13 protein-coding genes and 1 pseudogene are annotated in these 15,406 nt (G+C 35.9%); 3 read left to right on the top strand and 11 right to left on the bottom strand.

From position 1 onward, the window contains the following. The first annotated feature begins 8 nt into the window (after positions 1 to 8). A pseudogene (gene tnpC, locus BPOF4_RS19505) lies at positions 9 to 1,589 on the top strand (IS66 family transposase). Positions 1,590 to 1,791: 202 nt separating this feature from the next. Here tnpC and BPOF4_RS19510 read toward each other — a convergent pair. From BPOF4_RS19510 to BPOF4_RS19545, 8 genes are all read right to left on the bottom strand, one after another. After that, the gene (locus BPOF4_RS19510; protein ID WP_012960978.1) at positions 1,792 to 3,603 is read right to left on the bottom strand and encodes a copper resistance protein CopC; all 1,812 of its coding nucleotides are present in this window, start codon (positions 3,601 to 3,603) and stop codon (positions 1,792 to 1,794) included. Between the two features lie 37 nt (positions 3,604 to 3,640). Beyond that, positions 3,641 to 3,826 carry a hypothetical protein gene (locus tag BPOF4_RS19515; RefSeq protein WP_003322280.1) on the bottom strand — a complete coding sequence of 62 codons (186 nt, stop codon included), beginning with the start codon at positions 3,824 to 3,826 and terminating at the stop codon, positions 3,641 to 3,643. Beyond that, positions 3,823 to 5,235, bottom strand: a complete 1,413-nt coding sequence (locus BPOF4_RS19520; protein WP_012960979.1) for a sensor histidine kinase — start codon at positions 5,233 to 5,235, stop codon at positions 3,823 to 3,825. Before BPOF4_RS19520 ends, BPOF4_RS19515 begins: the two co-directional genes overlap by 4 nt. Continuing rightward, the gene (locus tag BPOF4_RS19525; protein ID WP_012960980.1) at positions 5,232 to 5,927 is read right to left on the bottom strand and encodes a response regulator transcription factor; all 696 of its coding nucleotides are present in this window, start codon (positions 5,925 to 5,927) and stop codon (positions 5,232 to 5,234) included. The genes BPOF4_RS19520 and BPOF4_RS19525 overlap by 4 nt, the downstream gene beginning before the upstream one ends. A gap of 349 nt (positions 5,928 to 6,276) precedes the next feature. After that, entirely contained in the window at positions 6,277 to 6,483 is a 207-nt protein-coding gene (locus BPOF4_RS19530; RefSeq protein WP_003322284.1) for a hypothetical protein, read from the bottom strand. Between the two features lie 124 nt (positions 6,484 to 6,607). After that, the gene (locus BPOF4_RS19535; RefSeq protein WP_012960982.1) at positions 6,608 to 7,342 is read right to left on the bottom strand and encodes a cytochrome c biogenesis CcdA family protein; all 735 of its coding nucleotides are present in this window, start codon (positions 7,340 to 7,342) and stop codon (positions 6,608 to 6,610) included. Between the two features lie 30 nt (positions 7,343 to 7,372). Further along, positions 7,373 to 8,191: a cytochrome c oxidase assembly protein gene (locus tag BPOF4_RS19540; protein WP_238446522.1), complete on the bottom strand. Its 819-nt coding sequence runs from the start codon at positions 8,189 to 8,191 to the stop codon at positions 7,373 to 7,375. Positions 8,192 to 8,497: 306 nt separating this feature from the next. Next, complete coding sequence (locus BPOF4_RS19545) at positions 8,498 to 8,701, bottom strand: hypothetical protein (RefSeq protein WP_012960984.1); 204 nt, start codon at positions 8,699 to 8,701, stop codon at positions 8,498 to 8,500. A gap of 322 nt (positions 8,702 to 9,023) precedes the next feature. On the opposite strand from BPOF4_RS19545, the gene BPOF4_RS23045 reads away from it, so the two are divergent. Then, on the top strand, positions 9,024 to 9,350 hold the full coding sequence (locus tag BPOF4_RS23045) for a four-helix bundle copper-binding protein (RefSeq protein WP_012960985.1): 327 nt from the start codon (positions 9,024 to 9,026) through the stop codon (positions 9,348 to 9,350). Between the two features lie 153 nt (positions 9,351 to 9,503). On the opposite strand, the gene BPOF4_RS19555 is transcribed toward BPOF4_RS23045, so the two are convergent. The 3 genes from BPOF4_RS19555 to BPOF4_RS19565 all read right to left on the bottom strand — a co-directional run bounded on the left by BPOF4_RS19555 (position 9,504) and on the right by BPOF4_RS19565 (position 13,831). Then, positions 9,504 to 10,142 (bottom strand): NAD(P)/FAD-dependent oxidoreductase, encoded by a 639-nt coding sequence (locus BPOF4_RS19555; protein ID WP_003322291.1) that lies wholly within the window; start codon positions 10,140 to 10,142, stop codon positions 9,504 to 9,506. Between the two features lie 128 nt (positions 10,143 to 10,270). Further along, the gene (locus BPOF4_RS19560) at positions 10,271 to 12,508 is read right to left on the bottom strand and encodes a spermidine synthase family protein (protein ID WP_012960986.1); all 2,238 of its coding nucleotides are present in this window, start codon (positions 12,506 to 12,508) and stop codon (positions 10,271 to 10,273) included. Between the two features lie 174 nt (positions 12,509 to 12,682). Beyond that, the gene (locus BPOF4_RS19565; protein WP_012960987.1) at positions 12,683 to 13,831 is read right to left on the bottom strand and encodes a YncE family protein; all 1,149 of its coding nucleotides are present in this window, start codon (positions 13,829 to 13,831) and stop codon (positions 12,683 to 12,685) included. 764 nt (positions 13,832 to 14,595) lie between these two features. Here BPOF4_RS19565 and BPOF4_RS22555 point away from each other — a divergent pair. Next, positions 14,596 to 14,784, top strand: coding sequence for a hypothetical protein (locus tag BPOF4_RS22555; RefSeq protein WP_218959111.1), 189 nt, complete (start codon positions 14,596 to 14,598; stop codon positions 14,782 to 14,784). Positions 14,785 to 15,406 lie beyond the last annotated feature (622 nt).

A 15,406-nucleotide genomic window follows, 5' to 3' on the forward strand; every position in this document is an offset into this window, starting at 1 on the left:
ATGAAAGTATGAAAACAACAGAAACCACCTCTCGACGTACAACTGAAGAGTTAGAAGAACGTGTCTCATCACTTGAGAAACAGAACGCAGAGCTGACGGCAAAAATTAAATGGTTCGAAGAACAATTCCGTCTTAGTAAGCAACGCCAATTCGGTACTTCAAGTGAGAAGACAAACGCTGACCAGCTAGAGCTACCTCTTTTTAATGAAGCGGAGATCTCTGCTGATCCAACTATTGAAGAACCTACGGTTGAAACGATTACATATAAACGTAAAAAGACCAAAGGGCAACGCGACATCAAACTTGAGAACCTTCCGAAGGAAATCATCGAGTATCGATTACCTGAAGAAGACCAGGTTTGTTCCTGCTGTAATGGAAACTTACATGAAATGTCGACAGAAATACGTCGTGAGTTAAAAGTGATCCCGGCAGAAGTAAAGGTCATTGAGCATGTTCAACATGTTTATTCATGTCGTCATTGTGAACGTGAAAACATTGAAACTCCTATCGTCAAAGCTTCAATGCCTAAACCAGTATTCCCTAAGAGTCTAGCTTCGCCATCTGCGATGGCTTACATCATGAATCAAAAATATGTAGAAGGACTTCCATTGTATCGGCAAGAACAGCAATTTGCGCGTCTCGGCGTTTCTTTGTCACGTCAAACATTAGCTAATTGGGTTCTTTATGGTGCTAATACTTGGCTAAACCTCATCTATAACCGGATGTATCAACATCTTATGGAGCGAGATATTCTTCATGCCGATGAAACGACGCTGCAAGTGCTTCGAGAACCTGATCGAGCATCAACAGCTTCTTCCTATTTGTGGCTCTACCGTTCTGGGCAGGAAGGTCAACCGATTGTATTGTTTGATTACCAACAAACACGTGCAAGTAAACATCCTAGGAATTTTTTATCTCCTTTCCAAGGGTACTTACACGTGGATGGTTACGCTGGATACAACGGAATACCAAAAGTGAAGTTAGTTGGCTGTTGGGCTCATGCCCGTCGTAAATTCGATGAAGCTCTAAAAGCTTTACCTGAACAACAACGGTAGAAAGATGTCACAGCCAAAGAAGGCCTGCAGTTCTGTAACCAACTCTTTGCGATTGAACGAGAAATCAAAGATTTATCTTTTGATGAACGTCATCAAGTGCGACTAGAAAAAAGCCGACCACTTCTTGATGCTTTTTCAGTATGGCTTCGCATGCAGACACCAAAAGTGTTACCAAAGAGTGCACTTGGACAAGCGATCAAATACTGTCGCAATCAATGGGATAAGCTAAAAGCTTTCTTAGAGGATGGTAGACTGGAGATTGATAATAATAGAAGTGAGAGATCCATTAAGCCATTTGTCATTGGAAGGAAGAACTGGATTTTTGCCAACACTCCGAAAGGAGCGAAGGCTAGTGCTGTGACTTATAGTATTGTAGAAACAGCCAAAGAAAATGGCCTTAATCCTTATCAATACTTGATGTACATTTTCGAGAAGCTACCCAATGTAGATGCGAGTAATGAGAACGCCATTGATCAGTTACTTCCTTGGTCGAATAGTCTTCCAACTCGCTGTCGTATTCAACATGATAAATAGATTATAAGTCAGTCCCCATCTTTTTTAATAGGTGGGGACTATTTGACGCTTACGAAAAATCTAAGAACCCTTTCTGTGAGAAGCGTGACATTCTTTATACAGTTGTGTCGGCAATCAAAAACGAAGCATTACATATCGCCGGGCACTTGTATTTCATATGGAATCATTAAGTTTTCGCCACTCGTTTTAGTGACATGAATATTTAAATAGGTCTACCAGAACCATGTAATAGTCCACCAGTCACTTGAAAAGTCCCTTCCCCTAACGAAAACGCGGTTATCGTTCTGGTCATAAAAGGTGGCATAAAAAGCTCAACATCAACATTCTTTATATCTTCTGATTGATCAAATTTTATAATTAAATCATTATATCCCATCTGAAATGGTGTCAGTGATACAGAGACATCAACAGGAGAATAAAGATCTGTGGGATAAATTCCTTGTTCAGCAGCCTTGGGTGACGTGTTGATCATTGATGCTGCAAAGAAAAGAATACTCATTCCAATAATGAGTTCGGTTCTTCCTAAGATAGCGGTAAGAGATGTATGATTATGATCAATACCGCTTTTCAATAATCTCATTTGATAGAATCCTATAAAAGTTATAACTAGAAATAAAATCACCTTAAAAAGGAGAAACTGCCCCCAACTACTTATCATTAAACTGTCCATAGTAAAAGAAGGAAGATAACGCAATAGCATTCCTATCCCTGTTAAACTCATAATAAATATACTTATAAGTGCATATTTGGAGAACTTTCGTCCATTTTCTTTTAGCCATTTTAAACCTTCCTCTTTAGGTATCATGACTATTAATGCAAACAATCCACCAAGCCAAATCGCAATAGAAAATAAATGCAAAGCATCTAACGTTATTGAGATAAGCCCACCATACCAATCTGATACAGCATGACCTGATAATGCCCACATCATAATCGTTCCAGCTAACAATAATACCTGTCCTATCATCGACCTAAGAAAAAATGCAATAAGTACAAGGACAAGTTGAAGGACCATGCCCCAAACAAATTGAAATTGAATAAACTCCACGACTGAAATATTAGTAATTTCATCCTTCCGAATTGTAATAAGTAGTAGAAACCCTACAACACTCATGATGAAGAAGATCCGTTTCATCTTGTTCCACCGGTTGGTGTTTTCACTACCTTTTGAAATCAATAATTGAAAAACCATACTACCAAACAAGATGAAAACACCCAGATAGGACAGCCAACTAGCAAATTCAATCAATCCGACATGTTGCCATCCCCCCATTGAAACTCTTTTTCCCTCTGGAGGGGTAATAGATGTGACTTCATCCACTGCGAAGTAGAAAATTCCATTTTTACTTTTGTTATCTTTACGTACGTACCAATTAATTTCATATGTCCCTTTTGATAATTTCTTGTCTAGCTCTATTATATAGTGGGAAGCATCAGCTGGATTTACATAAGTTTCTCCTATCGGTGCTAAACTTTGATTATCATCATAGATCGCAAAAACCTCTAATTCTATCTCATCAGAGAACCATAGTTCAATTTTGTTTGGAGAAGTTGGTACGATCTCCCCATCTGCTGGAGCGGATTGAACGAGGGTTAGATTTCTCCAATAATCTAATTCTGAAATTTGTTCCTTTTTAATTTCAAATTGGAAACGCTCTTTAATTTCATGTCCATCCATGGCAATTGCGAAAATCTCTAATGTATACCTGCCATCTGATAATAGAGTTTCAACCGGTAATGTTACTAAACGTTTGTCAGTAGGATCAATCACCGCTTTTCCGATTCGAACGTTTGATCCGATCGAATTGGTTAAGCGAATAGACTCTGAATAGACTTCTACAGGTTCAGCAAACAAAACACTAATACGTTCTGGTGAATGGTCCAATATTTCATTCATTCCCGGACTTATTTCTTTTATTTCTGAATGGGCTTCAACCGCAGTACCGTCTACCAGTGAAATGAATATTGTCAGAAAGAGAATAAGACCGGCTAGTAAGTCTTTTTTTGTCCACACTCCATACACACATCCCTATTTTTTCTCATACAATTGCTTACTTTCTTTTTTTGAACAACAGAAAAATTAGTCCAATCGTTAGAGATGGAATTCCTACCCAAAGACAAATTTTTAGGAGAGAGATGATAAAATTCTCGTCCGTCGTTAACGTTAAGGACATACTTAAACAAACTAACCCAATAAGCAAAAGCAGACTAACAATGACCCAGTCTATCCATTTCATATCTTTTCTCCCCTCTCCTTGTTCCCAATATCATTAGGAAAAGAAAGAGTAAATTGGGTTCCTTCGTTTTCCTTACTCGTTATATCTATTGTACCACCGTGTAACTTTACTAACATTTTAACGATGGCTAATCCCAATCCGGTCCCTCCGAATTCTCTTGAGCGAGATTTTTCTACTCGGTAAAACCGATCAAAAATAAATGGAAGTTCGTCGGCTGGAATTCCTGATCCGGTATCTTTGATAATGATGTTAATTTGATTATCACCTTGCCTGAACTCACAGGTTACCTCACCGTTAGTCGTATGCCTCATCGCATTATCCAATAAGTTGGTAAAAACTTGTTCTATTCGTTTTCCATCTCCATAAAACAAGGAAAGGTTTTCATCCACTTTAACCGTAAATAGAAGATCTTTTTCTTTTGCTTTTAATGAATATTTCATATCGAGGTTATCGGCAAGTTCTGTTAAATCGATCCACTCCTTATTTATGTCAAACTTCCCTTCTTCCATCTTCGACAAATCAAACAAGTCTGATATAAGATAATTTAATCGAGTTGCTTCATGTTCAAGGATTGATAAATACTGTTCTTTTTCTTCCTCCGTCTGATACAGCTTTTCTTTCAAGACTTCCGAATAACCCATTAAATATGAAACCGGTGTCTTTAACTCATGAGAAATACTAGCAAAGAATTCACTTCTTGTATCATGGTGCCTCTTTAGTTCCTGAGTTAGGTTGTTAATGCCAACAGCAAGAGAACCGATTTCATCTTTTGATCGTACAATCACTTTTGTATTTAAATCCCCTTTGGCAATCTTTTTTGTTGCAGCCTGCATTTCAAGTAAAGGTGACGAGAGCTTTCGTGAAGCAATAAATGTAAACCCAAGAGCTAGAAAGAAACCTCCAACACCAGCAAGAAGAAACAACTGTCTTACCGTAGACATCGAATCATACATATCATTAAGTGGAAATAACATGAACAGACTACCTTTGAATTGATCAGCATTTATTGGATGACCATACAAAAGATAAGGAATGTCAGTGAACGGTTCTACGTATTCATAGAAAACAGGCCTTCCTTCAAAAAGGTTTTGCAAGTCGAACTCTTTAATGTTTATTTCCAGATCATCCGTACCTGTAAACGTGATCATATCTCCATCTTCGTCTAGTAAGAAGATTTTTTTTTGTGTAATATTTCCTGCCATTTCGACCATTGGCGTTGACATTAACATTTGATTATTCGCTATCATCTGGGCATAATTTGACGTTAATTGATGAGCTTCCTCTTTTGCCTTATTGTAATAATAATTACAAAAAACCTGATCAATGACATAAACAAAAGGTGCGAAAACTAATAAAAAAACGGTAATCATCGTCAGCCCTAATTTTACATCAATTCGATTCCATCTCATGTGTCTATTTCCTTTAACTTATAGCCGACACCCCAAACCGTTTCGATGATAGTAAAGCTCAGCCCTTCTTTCTTTAATTTCAAACGAATACTTTTTATGTGAGAATCAACCGTTCTTTCATCTCCGAGAAAATCCACTCCCCAAATTTTCAAAAGTAACTGGTCTCGGTTAAACACTTGCTTAGGATTCAAGAGTAATAATTTTAATAACTCAAATTCTTTAGGGGTTAAATGAACAGGATTGTCTTGAACAAAAACTTTATGATCATCCACATCCATTTTCAGCTCGTGGAAATGGAGTTGTTTTGTTTGCGTTGTTTGATTTACAACAGCTCTTCTTAAAAGTGCATTCACTCGTGCGATAAGTTCTTCTGGTTTGAAAGGTTTAGTTAAATAATCATCCGCTCCAATATCGAGTCCCTTCACCTTGTCCGTTGTCTCAGTTCTAGCTGTTAACATTAATATAGGCAAAGCCAAATTTTCTTTTCTAATTTCTTCACACACTTCCCAACCATCCATCTCTGGCATCATTACATCTAAAATAATAAGTTGAAAAGAATGACATTTCATTTCTTTAAGCGCTTCTTTCCCATTCACAGCTTCCACTATGTTATATCCTTGCTTGGATAAATGAATTCGAATTAGATTTCTCATATTCCATTCGTCATCAACAATTAGAATTTTAGTGTCCATGTTCTCCCTCTTTTCTATATAAAGAATCTTACTTATAAAATATTTTTTTACACAAATCTACTTGAAAAGAAGAAAATGGAGGCAACTCAATTAAAAGCCTCCTCCACCGATTGATCTTACTATAATTTAGACCCATTGTGAGTTTGTTAAGCGGGATAATCTTACAATAAGGTTAGTTGCTTTTTTCCCGTTTATCGAAGGGGTCATTCTGTTTATTAAACGAAAATTCATAACCCTCTGGTTTTCTTTTGATAGTAGCATAAGAGTGAATCATCATCGCAATTATTAGTAAGAATAAAAGTATGATCGGAATAAAAATTGATAATTCCTCCAAACGTACTCCCCTCCATTATTGTGACCTTTTTAAAGAATCAATTTCCTTCATCAACTTTTGATTTTGTTCCATTAAGTGATTCATATTTTTTTGTAAATCTTTTCCGTTTGGTTCACTCTTATTACTGTTATTTCCATCAGACATCCTTTTCATAAAGAAAAATAACATCACTAACATTAAAGGACATAATAATAGTGGAAGATAATAAGCTAAATTTTCCATAGTCAAATACCTCCTAATTTTTAAATCTATTTATATTATAAAAGGTAATTGTGTTGAAATTTTGAAGAAAAAAATATAAATTTCCTTTTGAATTAGATCATGGTTTAATGCAATACATACTTTCTTAAATCCCCCAATAAGTTATTGTATCTAGAATCCCAAGGATGATCAGAAAGCCCCCTGCGACTCGCTGGATCCATTTTCCGATGTTTCTTCCTTTTTTCAAAAGTGTCCCGTTTAATCCAAAAGTCCAGATGAGATACATTGTAATGAACAAAGGAATCGATGTACCAAACGAAAACACCGTTGGTAAGATGAATCCGTATGAAGTTGAAAGGGTTAGCGGCATTAACAAAAAGAAAAAGATTGAGAACATGGTTGGACAGAACCCTAATGAAAAACTACTTCCTAATAGAAATGCCCCCCATTTTCCTCTGTTTTTATCACCAGCTTCTCTTTGTTTTAGACCGATAGACCATTTCCATGTGATGAGTCCAACTAAATAAAGACCGATTATGATAAAAATGGGCCCAAGTATTTTACGTATCCATGGAAGGTAACCAATTAGTTCTTGTTGAAATTCAGAACCTAATATCCACACTAGTAATCCTAACCCCGAAAAAACAACGACTTTCCCAAGTTGAAAGAATATGACTTCTGACCATGGAATAGCTTTTTGGATAGACCGATTCCCATAAAGTGTAATGGCACCTACATTTCCGGTGAATTGACACGGTGCAGCAGCTGCTAGAATTCCAATAATAAGCGCTGCTAAAAGCGGAATATGTTCAAAACCATACATTAGTTGAATTAAGGGATCATATAATAATCGACTAATAGAATTAAATACATCATACATATTACAAACCTCGCTTTATAGTAATCAATTTTATGAAGCATCCTCATTTGAAATTTCTACATTTTCTTTTTTTCTTTCTTTTTTTGCCCACCGGAAAAAAAGTATTCCAATGATTGAAATAAATACCCCTTCTTGAACCAGCTTCATTACAATCCCTCCAAGTTGTTGATCATCTTTTATTGATAAGAACGAGATCAATTGAGGAGCATTTATATAGGTTGTATAAAGTACGTTATTAGAAAAGATAATTAAAGCGCAAACCGGTGTAATTAATACACTATTTAAGAAAATGTAGCCTAAACTTTTCAATTCAGATAACTCGTAATTACTTTTGGAATGAAGAATAGATAACCACATTGTAAAAGCTAATATTGTGAGAATTAAATGATAAACAGATTGATATAGATGGTTCAAACGTAAATAGTCAAATAGACTTGGATAATGGTATAGGGAAAATAATCCATTAAATAAAAGCGATGCGATGATCGGTTTGCTCAATACTCCTAGTAATCCCCTGCTTAGTAACCTGGAGATGAAAGGATGCTTAGTTAATTGATTAGGTAGTCCTATAAGAATCAATGGTGGTGCCACAAAATAGACTATTGCCTGTTCAAGCATATGAGCACTAAACAAATAGTTGTGTCCGATTAAGTGAAGTGGACTTCCTACTGCAACATAAAAAACCCATACTCCTATAACAAACGATACGGCTTTTCCTTTACTGGTCCTATTAGCAACTTTTTTAGTGACATAGAAATAAAAAAATGTAATAAGAAAAATAAAGAAAAGCCACCCTATATTCCATAGCTCTTGGTAACTGTAACTTTCAAAAATATAATTCATCATCATATCTCCTACTTTTATAATCAAGCGTTCTTACTATAGCGAAAAAATGTGATGGATTTATGATGAAAAGTAAAAATAAAAACTACGTAATATCCATGGAACTAAGTTCAGAGTGAGAAAAAGACCAACAAACAGATTCCTTACCAGTGTCAATGGAATTTCATAGAAGTAGCAAGAAGAAACTCGAGGATTGAACGATCCTCGAGTCTTAATTCGTTGTTATTTTCATTAAATCAGTATTCGTACAAGGAAATCCACTTAAAAACTTTTATGATACTAAATGTTTTATTGACTAACCATCCTGGTTCATTAATTCGTACATCCACTTGTCATAGGGCATTCAGTAGCAGTGGCACAGTCAGAAACCCCGCGTTCCATTTTTTGTGCACACATTGCTACATGTTGTCCCTTCGACATTTGCGCACAATCCGCAACTCCGTTTCCACTAGCAAAAGCAGGAGTACCAATTGTCATGGTTGCAGCTAATACAAATAAAGCCAACTTCATTTTCATTCCATTCCCTCCTCATAAGTGTATGTTCATTACAAGAAAAGAATATAAAGAAATTGTGATGAAAATATGATGGAATGGAAAAAAATTATTGCTTAAAAAGAATAAAAATGTTGTGATACACGAAAGAGTTGGTTAGTTTTTTTCTTATCATACTGAGAATTTAAATAGCTGCCCGTTTGGAACTCGTAAAACCCTAAAAATTAGACTAATGCCTAAAGCATAGGTAATCAACTAGACATACGATGAACTTGTGATATAAGTTTTTTAAATTTAAGGAGGAATTAAATTGAATCATACTATGTCTTATCATATGGAAAACCACATGTCACAACACAGAGCACTTGAAACGGTTCAACATTGTGAAGCTATTTGTGAATTTACCGAGTATTCTATTTTGCAAATGGACAGCTCAAGTCACAGAAAAGAGCAATTGCGATTACTTAGAGACTGCGCTGATATTTGTATGTTAACTGCTAAATATATGGCCCGTTGTAGCGTCTTCGCAAAATCTCTTGCTTCGTTATGTGCCCATATTTGTGAAGTTTGCGGGAACCACTGTTTACATCACCCAGACGAAGTTTCGCAACGATGTGGTCAAATGTGCTTACATTGTGCTCAAGAGTGTCGCGCCTTTGCTATGGGTGCATAATTATAGTAAAGCTAAAGATAAGAAGTGAATACCAATGGCTAGGTAAAAACAAGTGCGCTACGTAATAAGTAGCGCACCCTTAGCTGAACCTATTTCTTCCTAAATCCTGTCAACAGCTTATTACTTTCAGTAGATTGAATTTTTGATTATCATTTATCTTTTTTTAAGAACTTGCTGCTGTAAATTTTCAAAGCCGAATCGATTAATAAACTTGAAAAACGGTTCTCTTTTTTTTCCAAATTCGTGATAAAGATCTAGTATATCATCCACCATCGCATATAATTGTTCAGGTACTAGTTGTTTCTTGAACAATGTACCTACCTTAGCATCTGCTCCCTTGCTTTTGCCACCGATGTATAAATCGAACTCATTTGTACCTACTTTAATAATCCCAATGTCATTGATTAATGGTTCACCACAACCAACTCGACATCCCGTATATGCTGGTTTGAGGGTAAAAGGCACTTCCCTTCCCGCAATTCGTTTATTTAACTCGATAGCTACCGGCATCCCTTCTTCCTCCGATCCTTTACAAAAATTACAGGTACGAAGGCTTTTAACAAAACTTCCAACCGGATAACAGATTAAACCAGCTTCTTTAAATTTTCCTTTTACTAACTCCAGTTTATTTTCAGACACATCAATATAGAGCTGTTGAAACGTTGTTAATTCCAATTCTTGATCATCATTCATATATTCAGCTAGAACTCGTAATTGTTTTGCATTTAACTTTGCCCCAAAGGATATCCCAGCATTCACAGCAAGTTTAACAAGTTTCTCTGTTTGACTCATCTATTCTTCCCACCTTGTTTGTTTTAACAATGTATTCTAACTAAAGTTACATTACCCTAGTAAGGTATGTCAATAACACAATAAGAGCCAGAATTTAATTCTGGCTAAGGAAAAATCACATTTCTGATTTACATTTTTAACAGAGGTTGAAAAATAAATAACAAGAGATAAACAACAATCCCTACTATTATTGTAAGATTCATTCCAAACGTTAAAGATAACATGGCTGCTACTATTGAACCGGCAACCGTCATTAAACCGTTGATCCCCCAACTAATTGAAATTTGATGCTTTTTAAGCCTACTCATCCCATATGGAAATGGCATTCCTATAAAAAAACCTACTGGGATAAGCATAGTAATGACAAGCAAGGTTCTTTGAAATGTGGAGAGTGCCAGCTCAGACTGATAGTAAAAATGAATTAATAGATACACGACAGATGTTAGAAATGCCACAAGTAATATTGGGACAAATCTTCTATCCTCTTCTCTTTTCCATTTAGTCGAATAGGCACTTCCAATTCCACCGGAAATAAGAAGTGTTGTTAATACGATAACAAATGCCCAAGTAGGATGCCCTAGAGGCAATGTCAGGCGTTGTATCAGTGTTACTTGAATAAGCATAAAACCGATTCCAATCCCACTGAAATAAACCATGCTTCCAACTGGAACTTGCTTTCGATAAATTAAACTCATTACAGAAGTGCCAAGACTTATAAGAATCAAACCAATCCATAAAAAAGAAGGAATCCCATCATTCTTATGAAAAAAGAAAGGCTGAGCATCTCGGTTTGCTTTAAAAGGGATGGCCGTATCATGAAGCCTGTTTGCTAAATCTTTGTAGTGATCAAATCTATATGGAACATGTAAAGGGAGCTGTGCGATATTCGCGGCAGAGTCGAAAAGTTTCGTCGCTTCCTTTTCTGTAAATGGATGCTTTTTCAAAATAAGCAGTGGCCGTTCGATGCTTCCCGGCTCGGCTACTACATGACCAAAAATGTGTTGACTACCGACAACGGCTATGTGATTTTTAATTTCATTAGATGGAATTCCCCTTTCTTGATAATAGCTTTCTGCACTATGGATGACTTTAGCTAGCTCCTTTTCGTCGTGAAGTAGAAATGAAAGTTGGCCATTTTCTTTGAGTTTATTAAAATAGTCACGTAACGCTTCATTCGTATAAATGAAATTTTCCGTTAAGGCTAACCCTAGTCCACTATCAGATTGCTTTGTTACCAGTGAAAGGAATATCAAATCATAAGTATTTGTTGTCTCACGAATATAATTTCGACCATCAGCTACAATCGTTTCGACACCATCTCGTTCAAATACATCCCCAGCAAATGATCGAAGTGAATGAACGGCGTTAAAGCTACCTTTATTTATGTCTAGAGCTTCAATCTTGGAATAGCCTGCCATTTCAGCAGATAAGACTTCTTGTCCACCACCACTTCCAATAATCAATGCCCTCTCTTTTTCTTTTGGATTCTGAAAAGCTAAATCACTTGTATTCATTTGCAAATAGTCTACTGTATTTAGGTCTCCGTCAAAACGAGAAATCGAAGAAACAGCACCTCCGTCTATCGTCATATACAAAAAATCTCCGTCTTTTGCATCGTAAACATCAGTGCGTGAAAATGAATCCCATTCAGAATAGATAATGTTTCCCTCTAGTTCAGAAAACGTTGTATATGGACTTGTTTGATAAGACAAAAAACGTTCCGTTGTTAAAAAAGGAGAAAATATATTTATCATCAATAAGGCTAGTATCATGATTAACATAACTTTTGCAGCTTTTTTTAATTGAGTAAATACCAGAATACTCCCAACTAAAAATAAAGCAAGTGATAACATAGATATCATTGGAATAGGGGATAAATGATTCATCAAGAGGATGGCAAGACTCGCCCCCAAACTTGCTCCGACTAAATCGATGAAATAAACAACATGAACTTTAGTATGTAATTTTTGAAAAATACTAGCTAAAATATAACCAGTAAACAAAAATGGTACTGTTGAGAGAATGGAGTAAAAGGTGATGCCTTGAAATGGCGTAAGATAAATTAATGACGTTACACCTATTAGTAAAACACCTTGCCCACATAGTGCAAATGGATATAGACTACGGAAAAGAATAGGAAACTGATAAGCAAAATATCCTCCAATTCCAATTCCTAATGTAGCTAACGAAATGACAAGAAATACATAATTGTAATCAAAAATAACTGCAAACAAACGTGTTAAAAAAATTTCAAACATGATCATCGAAAATGCAAAGAAAAAAGTCAGGGATAGATCCTTTATTAATTCTGGTTGTAATTTTACGAAGACTGATTTTTTCTTAATATTTAAAATTAGTTCTTGCATAAATCAATCACTTCCTATGCGAGAGTTTCACAAATAATTCTTGCCTCAAATCTAATTCTTTAACCCTTGAAACTCCATAGGATGTAATAAGCATTAAATTGGTTAGGAGTAAAAAAAAGGGCGAACAAAGAAAAGCCTTAAAAAGTTTACCTACAACTTCTTAAGGCTTTTCCTCTAGTTTATAGAAATACCATTAGGGTATTCCCCTACATCTAATCGTTTTACTTCTTCTAACGTTTTTAAATCAACAACGGAAACCGTGTCTTCAAACATATTTGTAACAAAGGCATATTGACTATCCTTAGAAATTACAATACCATGTGCCCCTTTTCCTAACGGAACCTCCTTTTCAACTTCTAATGTATCAAGTCCTATAATAGAGATCGTGTCTGATGGGTTCTCTTCACTTCCTTGATTTGCAACAACGACATATTGATTGTCGTAACTAGCAAACATTTGTACCGGACCTACTCCGACATCAATGTGTTTGATTACTTCTTGCGTTGACGTATTAATAACAGCTAGTTGGTTATCAACATGCAATCCAACAAAGGCATACTTTCCGTCATGGGAAAATCCAGTTTGAACAGCACCCTCTCCTACATGAACTCGATTAACTTCTTCATTCAATTGTAAGTCAATAATGCTAACATCAGCACTTTGCATATTCGCTATATAAGCATTTTGTTGATCGGGCGATATCCTTACTCCATGTGGATATTCTCCCACCTCTACATTAACAACTTCATCTGTCTTTCTATTAATAACCGTGACAGAATTATCACCAGAATTTGTTACGACAACGATCTCACCATTCTCTGTAGTCGTTACATGAGCTGGGTGACTCCCTACCTGATGTTCTTCCACTTTTTCTAACGTGTTTATATCATATGCTACAATCATTTCTTGTTTTACCTTATCTTGTTCTTCGTTACCATCATCTTCATGGTTATGACTATGTTTCTCATCTTCATTATCCTCATGTGGCGGATTAATAGTTACCCAAATTAACTGAGACTCGACATTGACTTCTAGATTATGTGCTTCCCCATCAAGGTAAACAAGCTCTTGCCTTCCTTCTGGATAGTAAATGACAGACATAGTTCCATCCTTTTCATTTCCGACTACAACAATGTACTCTTCTTCGAAATCCGCTTCCCCCACGTCCACTTGTTTTTCTGTCTCTTCCATACCATCGTTCAACTTGTTTTCTGCATTAGCATTTTCTTCGTTATTTACCACGCTTTCAGCGTTCTGTCCACAAGCAGCAAGCAAAAGTGAAATCGTCAAAATCATGAGTATAAAGCAAATTTTTCTATTCATCTATTTCCCTCCTAGTTCTTTATAAATGTAAGTATAAAAGGAGGATTATACGACAAATGTGATTCCAATCACAAAAGCAAATATTAAATGATTTTTGTTCAATAGATTGCCTTGCTTTCTTCATAGTTTCTATATAAATATCTGTAATGAAAAGTTGTTATCTGGTGACCCCTTTTTAAATTATAGAAATCAAAACACTTTATCTAATTTCCTAATTACCTGTGTATGATACTGCTTTTTCAAGATAATATTCATAATTTCAATTCATCATAACTTTTAAAATCATCAATAACCAATCTCTGAGTTAAATGGTTCAATTTACATTGGGGGAGAAGAACGGTGAAAAAAAGTGTAATGTTGTCTATTGGTGGTTTAGTTCTCTTTGGGTTCGTAACAGCTTGTTCAGATAGGGACGATGAAATATCAACAAATGAAGGGGAATACATAGGATCGAGACTGAATAAAACGAGCTTGCAGTCGAAAATGAGGACGATCACGAGCATCTGCAACAAAAGACACTGATGCCCCTCCCAATGAAGAATCAGAAATTGATCATCACGACGATCTTCCTTATGAATGGTCTGCGCTTTATAATTTTGATCCTGGTACTTATTCCTTAGAACTTAATCAAAATGATTCGAGGATGAGACTATGAGGAAAAATAAAAATATTAAAGACCTAGAACATCATGCTGCTCACCTTATCAAATCAACTGCCATTGAAGTAGCGGAAAATGACCATTTTGAGTTGTTTACGAAATACTGTTGAATTTGGATCAGTCGTTTTATTCGTTCAAAATTGAAGAAAAAGGAACTTATATGATATTTACAGAGCATCACCCAAATGAATTCGACATGATTATCGCTGCTGAAACAGGGGCAACTATTGATCCGCAAAATCCAACTGAATATAAAGGACTGGGACACAGTCCTAATTTTCCCCGTTCCCTATAGGATTCCAAAGGTTGAGGTGTGTAGCCATGGACAGATTGTTTATTATAAGTTTGTTGTTATTAACAATTATACTCATTACGAATCCTTCCACCACTCATGCACATAGGTTAGTAATAGAACCTTTAGAACCAGGAGAAATTCGGGTTGTATACGATGATAGTCGTTTTTCAACACGAACAACTGTGACCGTTTATGTTGTAAATGGTATCGTGTTACAAACTGGAGGACTTGATGATCAGGGCTATTTTCATTAAGACGAGAATCACGCTCATTTTTTTGTAGCTGATGATAGGATTGGTCACCGTACAGAGTGGACTGCGGGAGAAGAAGTTGTTTTATCTCGGATCCTCATCGCTGGCTTATAGCAGGAATTGTTCTCTTTCTTTTAATAAGCATTGCTGTCTTTTTCTCTTATCGAGTTAGAAAATGAAATTAACTAAACAAAAGTGAACTGAGCAATAGACAACCTGTAATAGTAAAATATTTGCACAACAGGAAGAAGTCCTCTTACCCTCTATTGCTTTAATAGCCCTGGCCTTCATGTTATTTATCAGGAACCCTACTTAAAATCATAAAAGATCCTCTTCAGGTTATATGCACAAATCCATTGACGATTTGTGCA

The organism is Alkalihalophilus pseudofirmus OF4 (assembly GCF_000005825.2).
Lineage (GTDB): Bacteria > Bacillota > Bacilli > Bacillales > Bacillaceae_D > Alkalihalophilus > Alkalihalophilus pseudofirmus.